The sequence below is a fragment of the Winogradskyella costae genome (genome assembly GCF_013403865.1).
GTDB classification, from domain to species: Bacteria; Bacteroidota; Bacteroidia; order Flavobacteriales; family Flavobacteriaceae; genus Winogradskyella; species Winogradskyella costae.
Genome location: NZ_JABFDK010000001.1, coordinates 1,461,806 through 1,479,557 on the forward strand (window position 1 = coordinate 1,461,806; position 17,752 = coordinate 1,479,557).

The following is a 17,752-nucleotide window of genomic DNA, read 5'->3' on the forward strand; positions in this document are numbered from 1 at the left end:
ATCGAAAAAAATTGACAAGTTGGCGATAATTTAGTATGTTTGGAATCCCAAATCTAAACCTACTTGTCATGAAAAAAACTATTTTTTTAGTTCTTGCATGTTTAATTTGTGCTTCTACATTCGCACAGACGACTTATCAGGAAATATCCTCGGCTAAACTTAATACCGTACGTAAGCTAAAAGTTAAACTTCCAAAAAATTATGATGCTAATGCGGATGAAAAGTATCCAGTAATTATTGTATTTGATGGAGACTATCTATTTGAGCCAGTAGTTGGGCAAATAGACTTTCAAACGTATTTTGACAACATGCCAGGATCTATAGTTGTTGGAATAATGCAAGGTGAAAATCGTTTCTATGACGGCTACTATGATCCCACTACAGGATTACCAACAGAATCTGGACTTAGATTTCACGATTTTGTCTCGGAAGAATTAATGCCATTTATTGATAAAAAATACAACACTAGTAAGTTTAGAGTTGCTGTAGGTCATGATAATATGGGGAATTTTATAAATTCTTATTTATTCAAAGAAACGTTAGAGTTTCAAGCCTATGTTTGTATTAGTCCCGATTTTATAGGGTCATTAAACAATTTTATATCTAAACGTTTAGCATTATATAAAAAGGATGTTTTTTATTATTTAGCAACTGCAGAAAAGGATATACCACAAATAAGAGAAAGTATATTATCTACAAATGCGCAAATAAAAACGGTTGATAATCAGAACGTGACTTATTATTTTGATGACTTTAAAGATGAAACGCATTATACATTAGTCACAAGCGCTTTGGCAAGATCATTTGAAAAGATTTTTGATATTTACAATCCGCTTAGAGAAAAAGAGCTTGAGGAAAAAGTATTACCATATGAAGGCACTTTAGATACCTACTTAACGGATAGGTATAAGAGAATCGAAAAATTATTCGGTATTAAGAAAGAAATTAGCGAAGAAGAAATAGAGAAGGTTGTTAAAATTGCAGAACAACGTGAAGATTTAAAATCACTTAGTAAATTAGGTGAATTGGCCAATAAACTTCATCCAGAGTCTTTAATGGGTACTTATTATTTAGCGCAATCTGCAGAAAGATTAGGTAAAACTAAAAAAGCAAAAAAATTATACGAATCTGCATTGACATTAAACGATGTTAGTCATATTAATAGAGATTTTATCTTCTCTAAAATTGATGAGTTAACCGTGGTAGATTTAGATGAAGAGATTGACGACGACGACGATGAAGAAAACTAGGAAATATAGATTATCATCAGATGACTTATTTGAAGCTTTATATGGTAAAACAAAAACATTTTTGTTTTCTAATATGCCTTCAAAAGTAGCAACATTAAAAGTTTTAGCTATTGTAGCTTGGTTTAAAGACATCAATTAAAATTGTCTTAATTTAGCTGTTTCAAAATTTAATAATCCTGTTATATGGGATTCTGAAACTAGAGTATGGCTAAGATAAAAACAACTTTTTTTTGTCAAAATTGTGGCAGTCAATATGCTAAATGGCAAGGACAATGTACGTCTTGTAAAGAATGGAACACCATTGCTGAAGAAGTCATTCAAAAAGCAGAAAAGAGCGATTGGAAAACTCCGACATCAACTTCAAAACGGGTTTCAAAACCACTACTAATTAATGATATTGACACGTCGCAAGAGGCACGCCTAGATATGCAAGATGGCGAGTTTAATCGCGTGCTAGGTGGTGGAATGGTTTATGGTTCTTTAACGTTACTTGGAGGGGAACCAGGCATAGGAAAGAGTACACTTTTACTTCAAATAGCCTTAAAATTACAATACAAAACCCTTTATGTTTCGGGTGAAGAAAGTCAAAAACAAATTAAAATGCGTGCCGAACGTATTAACCCTAATAGCAGTAATTGCTATATTCTCACCGAAACTAAAACCCAAAATATTTTTAAGCAAATTGAAACCCTAGAGCCAGATATTGTAGTTATCGATTCTATACAAACTTTGCATAGTGATTATATTGAATCATCTGCAGGAAGTATTTCTCAAATAAAGGAATGTACAACAGAACTTATAAAGTTTGCTAAAGAAACAGCAACTCCGGTTTTATTAATAGGTCATATAACCAAAGATGGACATATTGCAGGTCCAAAAATTTTAGAGCATATGGTAGATACGGTACTTCAGTTTGAAGGAGACCGTAATCATGTATTCAGAATTCTAAGAGCTAATAAAAATAGATTCGGTTCTACTAACGAATTAGGAATCTATGAGATGCAAGGCTCCGGATTGCGAGAAGTTTCTAACCCATCAGAGATATTAATTTCAGAAAAAGATGAAGAGCTTTCAGGGAATGCAGTTGCTGCTACTTTAGAGGGGTTACGGCCTCTAATGATTGAAGTTCAGGCCTTGGTAAGTACTGCAGTGTATGGAACACCACAGCGATCTGCCACTGGTTTCAATGCCAAACGTCTTAACATGTTATTGGCTGTTTTAGAAAAACGTGCTGGTTTTCGTTTAGGAGCAAAGGATGTCTTTTTAAATATCACTGGTGGTATTACTGTTGATGATCCCGCTATAGATTTAGCGGTTGTTGCATCTATTTTGTCGTCAAATGAAGATGTGGCTTTACCAAGTACCTACTGTTTTGCAGCAGAGGTAGGGCTTTCTGGTGAAATAAGACCAGTACAGCGTGTAGAACAACGAATTCTTGAAGCTGAAAAGTTAGGTTTTACAACCATTTTTGTATCCAAGTATAATAAAATTGCACTAAAGAATACGGTTATTAAAATTCAATTGATTTCTAAGATTGAGGATTTGGTTGGGTTTTTGGTTTAATAAACTCCAACGGTTTTATTCGTAGATATCGTTGGTTTTTAAAACCTGTTAGGTCTCATTATGTTTACCATTTAATATCTTATAATATTTCCACAAAATTCTGTAATTTCGCTCACTTATAAGAAAACAGAATAATGAGTACAAAGTTCCCTGAATACAAAGGACTTAACTTGCCAAACGTTGCTGATGAAATCGGTAATTATTGGGAAGCTAACGACATCTTCGATAAAAGTGTAACCACAAGAGAAGGAAAACCACCTTTTGTGTTTTTTGAAGGACCACCTTCTGCAAACGGTTTACCTGGTGTTCACCACGTTTTAGCGCGTGCGATTAAAGATATTTTTCCACGTTACAAAACTATGAAAGGTTTTCAGGTGAAACGTAAAGCGGGTTGGGATACACATGGTTTACCAGTGGAGCTTGGTGTAGAAAAAGAACTCGGTATCACCAAAGAAGATATTGGTACTAAAATTACGGTTGAAGACTACAACGAAGCGTGTAAAAAAACCGTAATGCGTTATACGGATACATGGAACGACCTCACTAAAAAAATGGGGTATTGGGTAGATATGGACGATCCATACATTACCTACAAATCCAAATACATGGAAACGGTTTGGTGGTTGTTAAAGCAGATTTACGAAAAAGATTTAATATACAAGGGTTATACCATTCAGCCATATTCACCAAAAGCTGGTACAGGACTAAGTTCGCATGAGTTAAATCAACCAGGAACGTACCAAGATGTTACGGATACAACGGTTGTAGCTCAGTTTAAAGCCAATGCAGAGTCGTTACCCGATTTTCTTAAAAATGAAGGCGATATTTTCTTTTTAGCATGGACAACAACACCTTGGACATTACCAAGTAATACAGCGTTGACGGTTGGGCCAAAGATTGAATACGTTTTGGTTGAAACGTATAACCAATACACCTTTAAACCCATGAATGTGGTTTTGGCTAAGAATTTAGTCAATAAACAATTTGATGGAAAATTTAAACGTGTTGAAACCAAACCAGAATTAATTGATTACAAAGAAGGCGATAAAAAGATACCTTATTACGTTGTTAAAGATTTCATAGGTAAAGATTTAGTTGGTATCACATACGAGCAACTTTTACCATATGCCTTGCCAAATGACAATCCGCATGATGCGTTTAGAGTTATTTCGGGAGACTTCGTAACGGTTGAAGACGGAACAGGAATTGTACACACAGCACCAACATTTGGAGCCGATGATGCCTTAGTTGCAAAACAAGCGTCACCAGAAATTCCACCACTTTTAGTAAAAGATGACAATGGTAATTTAGTGCCATTGGTAGATTTACAAGGACGATTCAGACCCGAAATGGGAGAATATGCAGGTAAATATGTGAAAAACGAATACTACGATGATGGTGAAGCTCCAGATCGTTCTGTAGATGTAGAACTTGCTATTCAATTAAAAACAGAAAATAAAGCCTTTAAGGTTGAAAAATATAAGCACAGTTACCCAAATTGTTGGAGAACTGATAAGCCAATTTTATATTACCCATTAGATTCGTGGTTTATTAAAATCACAGATGTAAAAGGGAGAATGCATGAGTTAAATACCGGAATTAACTGGAAACCTGAATCTACAGGAACAGGACGTTTTGGTAACTGGTTAGCAAATGCAAACGACTGGAATTTATCAAGATCTCGTTTTTGGGGAATTCCATTACCAATTTGGAGAACCGAGGATGGTAAAGAAGTCATCTGTATTGGTTCTGTAAAAGAATTAAAAGCTGAAATGCAACTTGCCGTTGAGGCAGGTATGATGAAGGAAGATATCTTCAAGAGCTTTGAAGTCGATAATATGTCTGAAGACAACTATGACAAAATCGATTTACATAAAAACGTAGTAGATAATATCGTCTTGGTTTCAAAATCAGGTCAACCAATGCATCGCGAAAGTGATTTAATTGATGTCTGGTTCGATTCTGGTTCTATGCCTTATGCACAATGGCATTATCCATTTGAAAATAAAGCAAAAGTTGATGATACCTGGAGAAAAGCAGATTTTATCGCAGAAGGTGTTGACCAAACGAGAGGTTGGTTCTATACACTTCATGCTATTGCTACTATGATTTTTGATGATGTTGCTTATAAAAATGTCGTTTCAAACGGATTAGTGTTGGATAAAAACGGACAGAAAATGTCTAAGCGTTTAGGAAATGCTGTAGATCCTTTTGAAACCTTATCTAAATATGGAGCTGATGCTACACGTTGGTACATGATTAGTAATGCAAATCCTTGGGATAACTTAAAATTTGATAGTGAAGGTATTGCTGAGGTGAGCAGAAAGTTCTTCGGTACACTTTATAATACCTATTCATTCTTCACGCTTTATACTAATATTGATGGTTTTGATTATAGTGAAGCTGATATTCCATTAGAAGAACGACCAGAAATTGACCGTTGGGTTTTATCTGAATTAAATACCTTGATTCAGAAAGTAGATAAATTCTACGAAGCGTATGAGCCAACGAGAGCTGCGCGAGCAATTTCAGACTTTACACAAGATTATTTAAGTAACTGGTACGTGCGTTTAAGTAGAAGACGTTTCTGGAAAGGCGATTACCAAACCGATAAAATTTCAGCATATCAAACACTTTATACGTGTATGGAAACCATTGCAAAGTTAGGCGCACCAATTGCACCTTTCTTTATGGATCGTTTGTATTTAGATTTAAATGCAGTGACTAAAAAGGAAACTTTTGAAAGCGTGCATTTAGCAGATTTCCCTATTGCAAATACTAGTGTTATCGATAAAGTATTAGAACGAAAAATGGAGAGTGCCCAAACCATATGTTCGTTGGTTTTATCGTTGAGAGCTAAGGAGAAAATTAAGGTGCGCCAACCGTTACAGAAAATTATGATTCCTGTTGATAATCAACAACAAAAGGAAGAGATTGAAGCGGTTTCAGACTTAATAAAACATGAAGTTAATATTAAGGAGATTGAACTTTTAGAAGATGCTTCAGATATTTTAGTTAAACAAATAAAACCTAATTTTAAGACCTTAGGACCTAAGTTTGGCAAAGATATGAAGTTGATTGCTAGTGTTGTAGCTGGTTTTGGGGCTGGTGATATTAAAAATATTGAGCAAAATGGTGAATTAGATATTAAAATTGGAGAAAAATCCGTTACTTTAGGATTGGAAGATGTAGAGATTACATCGCAAGATATTGAAGGATGGCTTGTAGCTAATGAAGGTGCTTTAACAGTGGCTTTAGACGTTACCATCAATGAAGATTTACGTAAAGAAGGGATTGCTAGAGAGCTAGTAAATCGTATTCAAAATTTACGTAAAGATTCAGGATTTGAGGTTACTGACAGAATTGACGTACAACTTCAAAAAGATGACCAAATAGTAGAGGCTATTTCTTCAAATGAAGCGTATATTAAATCTGAGACGTTAACCGAAGAATTACAAATTATGGACACCTTAGATAATGGTATAGAAATTGTATTTGACGAGGTCAATACCAAATTATTTATTCAAAAACATTAATATTATGACAACAGAGACTAACAGCAGATATTCTGATAAGGATTTAGAAGAATTTAGGGCTATACTTCAAGACAAAATAAAAAAGGCAGAGCACGATTTGCAATTGATTAAAAGTGCTTATATGAATGACTTTGATAACGGTACTGATGATACATCACCAACCTTTAAAGCGTTTGAAGAAGGGAGTGCAACAATGAGTAAGGAAGCAAACTCTGCATTGGCTATTCGCCAAGAAAAGTTTATTCGCGATTTAAAAAATGCTATTATCCGTATTGAGAATAAAACATACGGAGTATGTCGAGTTACAGGAAAACTAATTGCTAAAGAGCGTTTAAAATTAGTTCCTCATGCTACTTTGAGTATTGAAGCTAAGAATATGCAGTAACATTCCTGCGAAAGCAGGAATCTCATTATATTGAGATTCTATTTTGAATAAAAACAAAATCATAGCGCCTTGGAATTTTAATTTCAAGGTGTTTTTTATGCTTTGTATTTTCCTTTTCACAGCAACTTTCTTGTGTGCTCAAAATATTTTAGAAAAGCAAATAACAGTTGGTGGTATAGATCGTATTGTAATCAATGGGAATCAAATTTTTAATATTTCCGTTTCAACATCTAAGACCGATAAAATTAAGATATTATCTACTTTAGATGGAGAATATCAAAATGAATTTCAGATTTTAAGTAGTTTAGACAATCATACCCTGACATTAGGTTTGGAGCATTTGTCATTTTTAGAAATTCCGGATGATAAGCGAAATGCACACAAAGTAATCGCAGCAACATTGCGGATGGAAATTCCAGAGGACCTCTCGTTACAGATTTTAAGTGATATTGGTTCGGTAGATATGAAAGGGGATTTTAAATCGCTTTATATTGAGTTATTACAAGGACGATGTGATGTTGAAGGCACATCGAAAACGGCCACGATTAATACTTTAGATGGTGATATAAGCGTTGTGACTACAAGTGCTTCTGTAGAGGCTAGTTCTAATAGAGGTAAGGTTACTGTTGATAATTTTTATGATGAATTTTCAATTTGGAAATTGAAGTCGATTAATGGAAATATTACGGTTGTAAAGCCAGATTAAACACTTATTTTTGTTTCAATACGATTATTTAACTTAAAACAGATTCTCACTTCTGTGAGAAAAATTATGTCTTTAAAGAAAGCTTCACTTGTTATTGTTTTAATTCTTCTGATAGATCAGGTCAGTAAAATTTATATAAAAACCCATTTTCAATTAGGTGAGGATGTTACCGTTTTTTCTTGGTTTAAAATTGCTTTTGTTGAAAACGATGGTATGGCTTGGGGTACCAAATTGAGTGATTTTACAACTTTAATTTCCGATAAATCAGCAAAATTATTTTTAACTTTATTTAGAATTGTAGCCGTTACAGGTATTGGCTTTTGGTTGGTAGATGTTACAAAAAAGAAGAAATCTAAAATCTTAATTTTTGCCATTTCTATTATTTTTGCAGGTGCTTTGGGGAATATCCTAGACTCTGTATTCTATGGCGTGTTGTTTAATGATAGCATAATGCAAGTGGCTACATTTTTACCGGAAGAAGGTGGTTATGCCAAGGTGTTTCATGGTAATGTTGTAGATATGCTTCACTTTCCGATTTGGAGTGGTGTAATGCCAGATAACTTACCACTAATTGGAGGAAAATACTTTTCGTTTTTTGATCCTGTTTTTAATGTCGCCGATATGGCCATAAGTACAGGGATTGGGATTTTAATTGTTTTTAATAAGAAGGCTTTTGAAGAGTCTTCTAAAATTGAAATACCCGATTCGGAGTCACACAATAATCCAATCTAATATCTTCTTCGGAAGCTTCAATAGTTTCAGCTTCTGCTTCAAAAAATGACAGCCCTATTTTTATAGTTTCAGGTTTACATTGTGCTAAAAACCTATCGTAAAAGCCTTTGCCGTATCCAATTCTATGTCCTGTGTTATCAAAAGCTAAAAGCGGAATAAAAATCACTTCTAATTGAGAGGATGGAATTTCAATACCATCAATAGGTTCGGGAATATTATATGTATTCTTTTTAATCTTGGTATTATCCATAAGTAGATAATGGGTCATAGAATAATCTTCAAAATTACTCTTAGAAATCACAATATTTTTATCCTTTCCTGATAGAATATTTAGAATATAATCGGTATTAATTTCCTTTTGTTCTTCAATGGTTAAGAAGATATGGTAAAAGGTTTTATCCCAAATATCTAAGGTTAAGAGTTTATTAGCAATGGCTAAACTAAAATCGTCAACTTCAGTAAGGGATAGTTGCTGACGTAATTCCTTATATTTTTTTCTTAATAAAGGCTTGCTCATTACGATTCGATCTCAGTAGAAATATGGAAAATAGCATCACCTTGATAAATTATAGGAGATTCATTCACATTAAAAATATAACCTGCATTTGGTGCTTTTACAAAATAGTTGAAACTACCATATGGATCTGTAATATTACCTAGTACTTGCCCTTGGGTTACGTGCGAATTTATTTTAACGGTGGCTTTAAACATTCCAGAATATTTCGCTCTTAACCATTTACTATCTTTAATAATTACAGCGTTAACTTTAGGCCTAGAGACTTTATATTTACTTCGTAACATCCCTAAATGATGTAAGACGCGTTTGGCACCATTAACCCCTGTGTTGGTGATATTAGTATCTATATTAAATGATTTTCCTCCTTCAAATAATAGCATAGGTATGCCCGCTTTATCACAGGCATTTCTATACGATTTATTTAAATTTTGAGAATAGAATATAAAAGGAGCACCAAAAACATGGGCTAATTCTGTAAGGCGTTCGTTATCTCTTACAATTCGTATTTGAGCAGCATTAAACCGACCTGCTCCACCTGTATGGAAATCCATAGCAAAATCGACATGAGGTACTAATTCGGTCATTACAAAATGAGCCACTCTACTGGCTAGAGAGCCATTGGCACTTCCGGGAAATGAACGATTTAAATCGCGTCCATCAGGAAATAGGCGATCCATATTTAAAAAACCAAAAACGTTGATAACAGGCACGCAAATAATAGTGCCTGTTTTAGGAACGTTAATACCTTTGGCTATAATTTGTCTTATAATTTCTACACCATTAATTTCATCACCATGAATCCCTGCAGTCATTAAAACCGTTGGCCCAGGTTTTTTAGATCGTTCAATTATAATAGGAACTTCTAATGTGTTTCTGGTGTGTAATTTTGCGACTTCAAAAGTTGCAGTTACACTCTTACCAGGAGCGACTTCGACTCCTAAAATATTTAAAATATCCTTCGGCATGTTTTAGATTGTGTTTCTTTCAATAAAAGTAATGATAGCTTTAGCAATATTCTTTTGAGTTGCACCTTCAATACCTTCTAGTCCTGGCGTAGAGTTAACTTCTAACAATAAAGGACCACGCGAAGACTGTAGCATATCTACACCACAAACAGGAAGTTTTAACACTTTCGCAGCTTTCATTGCCAATTTTAGTTCGTCTTCATCTAATTTTATAATGTTTGCAGAACCACCACGGTGTAAATTAGATCTAAATTCGCCTTCTTTACCTTGGCGCTTCATAGCTCCAACAACTTGCCCATCTACAACCAAAGCTCTTAAATCTGCGCCTTTAGCTTCTTTAATAAATTCTTGAACAATAACTCTGGCTTGCAAACCATTAAAGGCTTCTAATACAGATTCAGCAGCATTTTTAGTTTCTGCCAAAACGACTCCTAACCCTTGGGTACCTTCTAATAATTTTATAATTACGGGTGTTCCACCAACATAATTAATAACTTCTTCTACGTCTCTAGAATAATTGGTAAATACCGTTTTAGGCATCCCAATACCAGCCTTACTTAGGCGCTGTAAGCTTCTTAATTTATCACGAGAGCGTGTTATAGCATCTGACGGTGCAATGGTGAAAATACCCATTTCTTCAAACTGTCTTACAACTGCACAGCCGTAAAATGTAATTGAAGCTCCTATTCTAGGAATAACGGCGTCAACATAATCTAAGTAACGATCTTTATAATAGATGGTAGGTTTCTCCTTTTCTATAATGATGTCGCATTTTAGTGGATCAATGATTTCAACGGCATGACCTCTTTTTTTACCTTCATCAACAAGTCGTTGGGTAGAGTAGAGTTCAGGATTGCGTGAAAGAATTACTATGTTCATTTAATTATGTTTTGTTTAAAGGATTGATTTTCTATATCGACATCGACCAAAAATTTGTGTTTTAAAAATTGACGGCCTATTAATACAGGGAACCTCATGTCGTCTCTAGTGCTTAAAGTTAAGTTAATCTTATAGCTTTTACCAAAGAATACAACGGTAGTTTTAATTTTGTAGCGATTTTCTTTATGTCCATTGCTACTTTTTACATCTGTATACGTGTAAGTGTTAAAAGCTATTTCTTCACTTTTAAAGTTAGGATGGCCTTTACTGTCAAAAATACAATAAAGTTTGCCGTCTTCTTCTCTAATTTTAGAGCAATGAATTGCAGAAGTATAAGCCCCTGTGTCTATTTTAACATCGATGTTGTTGAGTTTTAATTCGGGAAAATTGACTTTGTCTACGCGTCCCAAAACTTTTTTTGTCATAAACTGAAATATATAAAAAAGAGGTGCAAGGTAATGATAAAGTGTATTAATTATACACATATCTTTTTACGAATTATTACCTTTGGTTAAATGCCAGAATCTACTTTAGACATACAGATAAAAACGCTTCCTCATCAACCTGGAGTTTACCAGTATTTTGATGTGGACGACCGTTTAATATACGTCGGAAAAGCTAAAGATATAAAAAAACGAGTTAGTAGTTATTTTAATAAGCATCACGACTATGGTAAAACTCGTGTTTTAGTAAAAAATATTGCTTCCATTAAACATATTGTTGTTGAAACCGAAAATGATGCGTTACTACTTGAGAATAACTTCATAAAAAAGTACAAACCTAAATATAACGTATTATTAAAGGATGACAAATCGTATCCTTGGATTTGTATTAAAAAAGAACGATTCCCAAGAGTGTTTCCAACACGGCGAGTAATTAAGGATGGTTCTGAGTATTTTGGACCTTACACCAGTATGAAAACGGTAAAAACCCTTCTAGGTTTAATAAAAGGTTTGTACCAATTACGGACATGTAATTATGATTTGTCTGAGGCTAAAATTGATGCAGGTAAGTATAAAGTATGTTTAGAATACCATTTAGGCAACTGTAAAGGAGCTTGTGAAGGCTATGAGACCGAAGAAGAGTATGCTGCAAATATTACCGCAATTAGAGAAATTCTAAAAGGAAATTTTAAAGATTCTTTACAACAATTTAGAATTCAAATGCGGCAACATGCGGAAGCTATGCAATTTGAAGATGCTCAAAAAATAAAAGAAAAATTAGAGGTTTTAGAAAATTACCAAGCAAAGTCTACTATTGTAAATCCTAAGATTAATAATGTCGATGTGTTTTCAATCATTAGTGATGAAACTTACGCCTATGTTAACTTTTTACAGTTAAGCCACGGATCCATTATTAGATCTCACACTTTAGAATTGAAGAAGAAATTACAGGAGACCGATTTGCAATTGTTAGAATTGTCAATCACAGAAATCCGTCAGCGTTTTAATTCAAATTCTAAAGAGATTTATGTGCCTTTTAAAGTCAATTTAGGCGATGAATTAAAAATAACAATTCCTAAACTTGGAGATAAAAAAAGTATCTTAGACCTGTCTATTCGTAATGCAAAATATTACAGAATGGATAAGTTGAAACAAGTGAAAATTGTAGACCCAGATCGCCATGCCAATAGAATAATGGCACAAATGAAAGCAGATTTACGCTTGTCTGAAGAGCCTAGGCATATTGAATGTTTTGATAACTCGAATATCCAAGGTACAAATCCGGTAGCCGCATGTGTGGTTTTTAAAAACGGTAAACCGAGTAAAAAAGATTATCGTAATTTTAATATCAAAACTGTAGAAGGTCCAGATGATTTTGCATCTATGGAAGAAGTGGTATATAGACGGTACAAACGTTTAGTAGAAGAGGAACAACCCTTGCCACAACTTATTATTATAGATGGAGGAAAAGGGCAATTATCTTCGGCCTTAAAAAGTTTAGATGTTTTAGGGCTACGTAATGAAATCGCTATAATAGGTATTGCCAAACGTTTAGAAGAATTATTTTACCCAGATGATCCAATTCCGTTATATTTAGATAAGAAAAGTGAAACTTTAAAAATTATACAACAATTACGAAATGAAGCCCATCGTTTTGGGATAGAACACCATAGAAATAGAAGAAGTAAAGGAGCATTGACGACTGAACTAGAAAATATTCCTGGTGTTGGTGAGCAAACGATTGTAGATTTAATGAAGCAATTTAAAACCGTTAAGCGTATTGGCAATGCCAAATTAGATGAGCTTGAAGCGGTTGTCGGAGTTTCGAGGGCAAATAAAGTATATAATTATTATCATAAAGAATAATTTAAAAACCATATGGGTTTGTAATGAGATTGAAAAACGTTTTTATAATCGTATTCATAATAGCGCTTTTTCCAATAAAGGCACAGAATAAAACGGCTAACTCTGAACCCAAAGTAGGTTTAGTATTAAGTGGTGGTGGTGCTAAAGGTTTTGCTCATATTGGAGTGTTAAAGGTTATTGATAGTTTAGAGATAAAGATAGATTATGTTGCTGGTACGAGTATGGGCGCCATAATCGGGTCTCTATATGCTTCAGGATATTCAGGGAAAGAATTGGAAGCAATGTTCAAATCCCAAGACTTCGACGTGTTGATTAATGATGCGTTTCCGAGAGCCTCTAAATCATTTTATGAGCGAGAAAACACTCAAAAATATGCTGTTAATTTACCTTTTGAGCATTTTAAAATTTCGTTACCTTCGGCACTATCTCGCGGGCAAAATGTTTATAATCTATTGTATCATTTAATGTTGCCTGTAAATGATATTACAGATTTTGATCAACTACCAATTCCTTTTTTTTGTATCGCAACCAATATCGAAACAGGGGAGTCTTTAGTTATGGATAAAGGTAAATTAGCTGACGCAGTTTCGGCTAGTGGAGCATTACCATCTTTATTTCAACCTGTCATTATTGATGGTGCTATTTTAATTGATGGAGGTGTTACTAACAATTTTCCAGTTGAAGAATTACGAGCAAAAGGCATGGATATCATTATCGGAGTTGATGTTCAAGATGCCTTAAAGGATCGCGAATCTTTAAAGTCGGCTCCAGACATTCTTTTGCAAATTAATAATTTTCGGACTATTAATGTTATGAAAAGAAAGTCTGAATTGACCGATATCTATATTAAACCAGATATTAGTGAGTTTTCGGTAATTTCATTTGATGAAGGAAAAGATATTATTTCAAATGGTGAAACTGCAGCAAGAAAGCAACTATCTAAATTGCAAGACGTAAAAAGAAAACAACCAAATTATACAGCAAGAGCCGCAGTAAAAGTATTAGATAGTCTAAAAATTAATAATGTTACTTTAAATGGAAATGAGCGTTACACCAGAGCTTATATGTTGGGAAGATTAAAGCTGAAAGGTAATGAGAAGATGAGTTATTCAGATTTTAGGCAAGGTATAAATAGCTTAGTGGCAACCAATAATTTTGATGCCTTTAGATATCATTTAGAACCTACAGGGAATACATCTGAATTTAACCTTATAGGTAATATCGTAGAGTCTGAGACTACAACTTTCCTTAAGTTAGGTATTCATTTCGATCAACTGTATAAAAGTGCATTACTTGCTAATCTCACAAAAAAGAAATTGTTATTCAATAACGATATTGCTTCGTTAGATATAATTTTAGGAGATAACTCGAGATATAATTTTGACTACTTTATTGATAAAGGATTCTATATCAGTTTAGGGATTAAATCACGTTTCAATCAATTTAATAAAAATGTTAATCCTAGACTAGCTTTAGAAGAGGACTCTCCTTTACTTTCTGGTTTAAATAAAATTGATGCTGAGATTTCAGATTTTACAAATCAAGTGTACTTGCAAACGATATTTAAAAAGGATTTTGCATTACGACTAGGTGCGGAGCACAAACGGCTAAAAATAACATCAGAAACCATTATAGACGAGGAAGAAGAAAATAGAATTGTTTTTGAAAATACAGATTACCTCAGTGTTTTTGGTAATTTAAAATATGACAGTTACGATAATTTGCATTTTCCGAAAAGCGGATTTTATTTTAACGGGGATTTTCACTTATACCTCGATGCTGCAGGTTTCAATAGTGATTTTTTAAATTTTTCAATAGCTAAAGCAGACGTGGGTTACGCTTTTAGTTTTAATAATAAGTTAGCATTAAAAACAGAAGCGCAAGGAGGCTTTAAAATTGGTGATCCCTCTACAAGCGCATTAGGATTTGCGATAGGAGGTTACGGCTCTAATTTTATAAATAATTTTTATTCCTTTTATGGTTATGATTATTTAAACTTAACGGGGGATAGTTTTATGAAGGCAACATTCACCTTAGATTATGAAGTTTTTAAAAAGCACCATGTTCTATTCGCTGCAAACTTTGCCAATATCGAAGATGGTCTTTTTGAACCTGGAAACTTCTTTACGTCTCAAACGTACAGTGGCTATGCTCTTGGCTATTCTCTAGAAACTTTTTTGGGACCATTAGAAGGTAAGTACACTTATTCGCCAGATACTGGTAATGGGTACTGGTTTTTTAATCTTGGATTTTGGTTTTAATACCCTAAAAGAAATAACAAAAAAAAAGAGACTATCTGTTTAGAAAGTCTCTTTTAAATATTTAAAATAGTTTTATCTATTCTTGTACTGCAGCAGTATCATCAGTTTCAGTTGCTGGCACGTCACCTGCTTCAACTTCTTCGTCATCGTCATCAGCTATTACAGCTAATCTACTACGTCTTACTTGACAAACAACAGTGTTGTCTGGGTGTAAGAATTTGTAATCTTCGTTTGCTAATTCAGTAATATAAAATTTACTTCCAATTTTTAATGGAGTAATATCGATTTCAACAAAATCTGGTAATTTTGAAGGAATAGCTTTAACTCTAAGTTTACGGTAAGGCATTCTTAAGTTACCACCATTCATTACACCTTTAGAAGATCCTATTGTTTTCACAGGAATTTCCATTGTGATTTCTTTGTTTTCGAAAATTTGATAGAAATCTACGTGTGTAATTCTGTCAGTTACTGGGTGAAATTGAATGTCTTGCATAACTGCATTGTATTCTTCACCGTTATCTAAGGCAATCACAACTGTGTGCGCGTTAGGTGTGTATACAAGTTTTGAGAAAGCTAATTCTGGTGATGAGAAATGGAATGCTTTGTCTCCTCCGTACATAACGCAAGGAACCTGACCAGCATTACGTAAAGCTTTAGTTGCCTTTTTGCCTACGCTTTCTCTTTGAGATCCGTTAATTGTAATTGATTTCATTTTTTTGAAATGTTTGTTAATTTATAATTCCCTCATTTTGAGGGCTGCAAATTTAGAAATTTTATATGAGAATATTAGTGTTATAAGGCTCTTTTTTGTTGAGACTTCATGTTTTATAGTAAAGTCAATAGTTTTAGTCTTATAATCATGGTATAGTATGACTAAGAATAGCGTTTTGAACCTTATATTACCTGTTTACATTACAAATTTATTGCTAATAGATTCGTTGTGATGTACATTATTCATCACTTCAGCAAATAGATCAGAACAACTTAAAACTCTTAATTTTTTGCTTTCTTGTCTTAAAGGAATAGAATTAGTAACAATTAATTCTTCTAGTTTAGAGTTTTCTAGCTTTTCGTAAGCGTTTCCAGATAAAATAGGGTGTGTGCAAATTGCTCTTACGCTTAGTGCTCCACGTTCCATCATTAAGTCAGCAGCTTTTGTTAGGGTGCCAGCAGTATCTACCATGTCATCTACTAAAACTACATTTTTACCAGTAACATCTCCAATTAATTCCATATGCGAAATCACATTAGCCTTGGCGCGTTGCTTGTAACAGATTACAACATCACTTTTTAAAGCTTTAGAATAGGCATAAGCACGTTTAGACCCTCCCATATCTGGAGAAGCAATCGTTAAGTTGTCTAGGTTTAAGCTTTTTAAATACGGTAGAAATATGGTTGAAGCGAATAAATGATCTACAGGCTTTTCAAAGAACCCTTGTATTTGATCAGCATGCAAATCCATAGTTATGATACGTGTTGCTCCGGCTGCTTCTAGCATTTTCGCAACTAGTTTTGCAGCGATAGGAACTCTAGGTTTGTCTTTTCTATCTTGTCTTGCCCATCCAAAATATGGCATCACAGCAGTAATATGCCTTGCAGATGCGCGTTTTGCCGCATCAATCATTAATAGCATTTCCATTAAATTTTTTGGGCCGGGATGTGTAGATCCTATTATAAAAATACGTGTACCTCTAATAGATTCTTCGTAAGAAGGCTGAAACTCACCGTCACTATATGTAGATGTAATTACTTTACCTAATTTAACTCCATAAGTTTCAGCTATTTTTTCTGCAAGGTAGGTACTTTGTGAACAAGCAAAAATTTTTGCTTCTGGCATTTCGTATGGCATTTGATATCAGTTATTTAGTTAGTGTAGTGATGGGTTTTTTATTCGCTTCAAATTTAGAAAATTATTTTACTACAAAAAGCATAAAACCTACTAATTTTAATAGATTCCCTAAATTATTTTTCTATTTTTGCAATCTGAAATCGCTCAAGTGGTGGAATTGGTAGACACGTTGGATTCAAAATCCAATGTCGCGAGACGTGCGGGTTCGATTCCCGCCTTGAGTACAAAAAAAGCTGTTGAAATCTAATCTTAGATTTTTGCAGCTTTTTTGCGTTGTGCAAAATTTAAGTGATTACCATCTTCCTCAAAGTATATTAAACTCACAATTCTTTTATAAATTTTATAAGGCAACAGGTCAGAAAAATGGCTTAGTAAAGGACCGCTATGCATTTTTGAGATTTGTTTTGTTCTTTGTGTAATTAACCTCATTATATACAATATTAACCCAAATACTTTTTGTAATATGGAAAATTATGCTACTTTTGGTTGACCAATCTGGTTAACCAATTGTTATTGGGTGTTGTAAGAAAACTTGATGTGTTTTTTTCGAAATAGTTCAATAAACATCATAACGAGATTGAAATTATATTAGAAAACCTGATTAATGATAGTACACAACTCTAAATAGAGTTTAACATTTAGTGTGCATTAGGCCTCAGAAAGTTTGTATTCTATCACTAGTTTTAGAGAACAAGCCTTACGCTCAAAGTAGCAGAGTAAATAGAAAATTATTAATGGTAAGTGCTTCTATTTTGTATCAAAATAGAGCCGAGTACGATAAAAAAATATAATTTATTAAA

The 17,752-nt window shown here is 33.7% G+C and carries 15 protein-coding genes and 1 tRNA gene; 10 read left to right on the forward strand and 6 right to left on the reverse strand.

Translation table 11 applies throughout. The annotated features are described in order from the left end of the window. Nucleotides 1–68 precede the first annotated feature (68 nt). The 7 genes from HM986_RS06270 (at nt 69) to HM986_RS06300 (ending at nt 8,172) form a co-directional block, all read left to right on the forward strand. A complete protein-coding gene (locus HM986_RS06270) occupies nt 69–1,250 on the forward strand; it encodes an alpha/beta hydrolase (RefSeq protein ID WP_179334183.1) in 1,182 nt (393 codons plus the stop codon). After that, nucleotides 1,237–1,389 carry a hypothetical protein gene (locus HM986_RS06275; RefSeq protein WP_179334184.1) on the forward strand — a complete coding sequence of 51 codons (153 nt, stop codon included), beginning with the start codon at nt 1,237–1,239 and terminating at the stop codon, nt 1,387–1,389. The genes HM986_RS06270 and HM986_RS06275 overlap by 14 nt, the downstream gene beginning before the upstream one ends. A gap of 65 nt (nt 1,390–1,454) precedes the next feature. After that, nucleotides 1,455–2,813, forward strand: a complete 1,359-nt coding sequence (radA, locus tag HM986_RS06280; protein WP_179334185.1) for a DNA repair protein RadA — start codon at nt 1,455–1,457, stop codon at nt 2,811–2,813. Nucleotides 2,814–2,947: 134 nt separating this feature from the next. Continuing rightward, nucleotides 2,948–6,349, forward strand: coding sequence for an isoleucine--tRNA ligase (gene ileS, locus HM986_RS06285; protein ID WP_179334186.1), 3,402 nt, complete (start codon nt 2,948–2,950; stop codon nt 6,347–6,349). A gap of 4 nt (nt 6,350–6,353) precedes the next feature. Further along, the gene (locus tag HM986_RS06290) at nt 6,354–6,734 is read left to right on the forward strand and encodes a TraR/DksA family transcriptional regulator (protein ID WP_179334187.1); all 381 of its coding nucleotides are present in this window, start codon (nt 6,354–6,356) and stop codon (nt 6,732–6,734) included. 43 nt (nt 6,735–6,777) lie between these two features. Next, nucleotides 6,778–7,440 (forward strand): DUF4097 family beta strand repeat-containing protein, encoded by a 663-nt coding sequence (locus HM986_RS06295; RefSeq protein ID WP_218841398.1) that lies wholly within the window; start codon nt 6,778–6,780, stop codon nt 7,438–7,440. 66 nt (nt 7,441–7,506) lie between these two features. After that, nucleotides 7,507–8,172: a lipoprotein signal peptidase gene (locus HM986_RS06300; protein ID WP_179334189.1), complete on the forward strand. Its 666-nt coding sequence runs from the start codon at nt 7,507–7,509 to the stop codon at nt 8,170–8,172. On the opposite strand, the gene HM986_RS06305 is transcribed toward HM986_RS06300, so the two are convergent. Genes HM986_RS06305 through HM986_RS06320 form a run of 4 tightly spaced genes read right to left on the reverse strand, consistent with a single transcriptional unit; the run spans nt 8,126 to nt 10,958 of the window. Beyond that, nucleotides 8,126–8,689, reverse strand: a complete 564-nt coding sequence (locus HM986_RS06305) for a 5-formyltetrahydrofolate cyclo-ligase (RefSeq protein WP_179334190.1) — start codon at nt 8,687–8,689, stop codon at nt 8,126–8,128. The genes HM986_RS06300 and HM986_RS06305 overlap by 47 nt on opposite strands. Further along, nucleotides 8,689–9,654: a succinylglutamate desuccinylase/aspartoacylase family protein gene (locus HM986_RS06310; RefSeq protein ID WP_179334191.1), complete on the reverse strand. Its 966-nt coding sequence runs from the start codon at nt 9,652–9,654 to the stop codon at nt 8,689–8,691. Before HM986_RS06310 ends, HM986_RS06305 begins: the two co-directional genes overlap by 1 nt. Nucleotides 9,655–9,657: 3 nt before the next feature. Beyond that, nucleotides 9,658–10,533: a 30S ribosomal protein S6--L-glutamate ligase gene (gene rimK, locus HM986_RS06315; RefSeq protein ID WP_179334192.1), complete on the reverse strand. Its 876-nt coding sequence runs from the start codon at nt 10,531–10,533 to the stop codon at nt 9,658–9,660. Next, nucleotides 10,530–10,958, reverse strand: a complete 429-nt coding sequence (locus tag HM986_RS06320) for an ATP-dependent zinc protease family protein (RefSeq protein ID WP_179334193.1) — start codon at nt 10,956–10,958, stop codon at nt 10,530–10,532. Before HM986_RS06320 ends, rimK begins: the two co-directional genes overlap by 4 nt. Before the next feature lie 90 nt (nt 10,959–11,048). Between HM986_RS06320 and uvrC the strand changes: the two genes are divergently transcribed. Both uvrC and HM986_RS06330 read left to right on the forward strand, forming a co-directional pair. Further along, the gene (uvrC, locus tag HM986_RS06325) at nt 11,049–12,842 is read left to right on the forward strand and encodes an excinuclease ABC subunit UvrC (protein ID WP_179334194.1); all 1,794 of its coding nucleotides are present in this window, start codon (nt 11,049–11,051) and stop codon (nt 12,840–12,842) included. A 23-nt stretch (nt 12,843–12,865) separates the two neighbouring features. Further along, nucleotides 12,866–15,103 carry a patatin-like phospholipase family protein gene (locus tag HM986_RS06330; RefSeq protein WP_179334195.1) on the forward strand — a complete coding sequence of 746 codons (2,238 nt, stop codon included), beginning with the start codon at nt 12,866–12,868 and terminating at the stop codon, nt 15,101–15,103. A gap of 76 nt (nt 15,104–15,179) precedes the next feature. Here the strand turns inward: HM986_RS06330 and HM986_RS06335 are convergent, their stop codons facing one another. Continuing rightward, nucleotides 15,180–15,815: a 50S ribosomal protein L25/general stress protein Ctc gene (locus tag HM986_RS06335; RefSeq protein WP_179334196.1), complete on the reverse strand. Its 636-nt coding sequence runs from the start codon at nt 15,813–15,815 to the stop codon at nt 15,180–15,182. A 195-nt stretch (nt 15,816–16,010) separates the two neighbouring features. After that, complete coding sequence (locus tag HM986_RS06340) at nt 16,011–16,952, reverse strand: ribose-phosphate pyrophosphokinase (protein WP_179334197.1); 942 nt, start codon at nt 16,950–16,952, stop codon at nt 16,011–16,013. Nucleotides 16,953–17,094: 142 nt separating this feature from the next. On the opposite strand from HM986_RS06340, the gene HM986_RS06345 reads away from it, so the two are divergent. Next, nucleotides 17,095–17,176 (forward strand) — tRNA-Leu (locus HM986_RS06345). The last annotated feature ends 576 nt before the right edge of the window (nt 17,177–17,752 follow it).

What these genes read in the sequence shown, in the direction of transcription:
- uvrC (WP_179334194.1), top strand. Translation starts at nt 11,049, where the DNA reads ATGCCAGAATCTACTTTAGACATACAGATAAAAACGCTTCCTCATCAA.
- ileS (WP_179334186.1), top strand. Translation starts at nt 2,948, where the DNA reads ATGAGTACAAAGTTCCCTGAATACAAAGGACTTAACTTGCCAAACGTT.
- HM986_RS06275 (WP_179334184.1), top strand. Translation starts at nt 1,237, where the DNA reads ATGAAGAAAACTAGGAAATATAGATTATCATCAGATGACTTATTTGAA.
- radA (WP_179334185.1), top strand. Translation starts at nt 1,455, where the DNA reads ATGGCTAAGATAAAAACAACTTTTTTTTGTCAAAATTGTGGCAGTCAA.
- HM986_RS06305 (WP_179334190.1), bottom strand. Translation starts at nt 8,689, where the DNA reads ATGAGCAAGCCTTTATTAAGAAAAAAATATAAGGAATTACGTCAGCAA.
- rimK (WP_179334192.1), bottom strand. Translation starts at nt 10,533, where the DNA reads ATGAACATAGTAATTCTTTCACGCAATCCTGAACTCTACTCTACCCAA.
- HM986_RS06330 (WP_179334195.1), top strand. Translation starts at nt 12,866, where the DNA reads ATGAGATTGAAAAACGTTTTTATAATCGTATTCATAATAGCGCTTTTT.
- HM986_RS06300 (WP_179334189.1), top strand. Translation starts at nt 7,507, where the DNA reads ATGTCTTTAAAGAAAGCTTCACTTGTTATTGTTTTAATTCTTCTGATA.
- HM986_RS06340 (WP_179334197.1), bottom strand. Translation starts at nt 16,952, where the DNA reads ATGCCATACGAAATGCCAGAAGCAAAAATTTTTGCTTGTTCACAAAGT.
- HM986_RS06310 (WP_179334191.1), bottom strand. Translation starts at nt 9,654, where the DNA reads ATGCCGAAGGATATTTTAAATATTTTAGGAGTCGAAGTCGCTCCTGGT.
- HM986_RS06270 (WP_179334183.1), top strand. Translation starts at nt 69, where the DNA reads ATGAAAAAAACTATTTTTTTAGTTCTTGCATGTTTAATTTGTGCTTCT.
- HM986_RS06335 (WP_179334196.1), bottom strand. Translation starts at nt 15,815, where the DNA reads ATGAAATCAATTACAATTAACGGATCTCAAAGAGAAAGCGTAGGCAAA.
- HM986_RS06290 (WP_179334187.1), top strand. Translation starts at nt 6,354, where the DNA reads ATGACAACAGAGACTAACAGCAGATATTCTGATAAGGATTTAGAAGAA.
- HM986_RS06320 (WP_179334193.1), bottom strand. Translation starts at nt 10,958, where the DNA reads ATGACAAAAAAAGTTTTGGGACGCGTAGACAAAGTCAATTTTCCCGAA.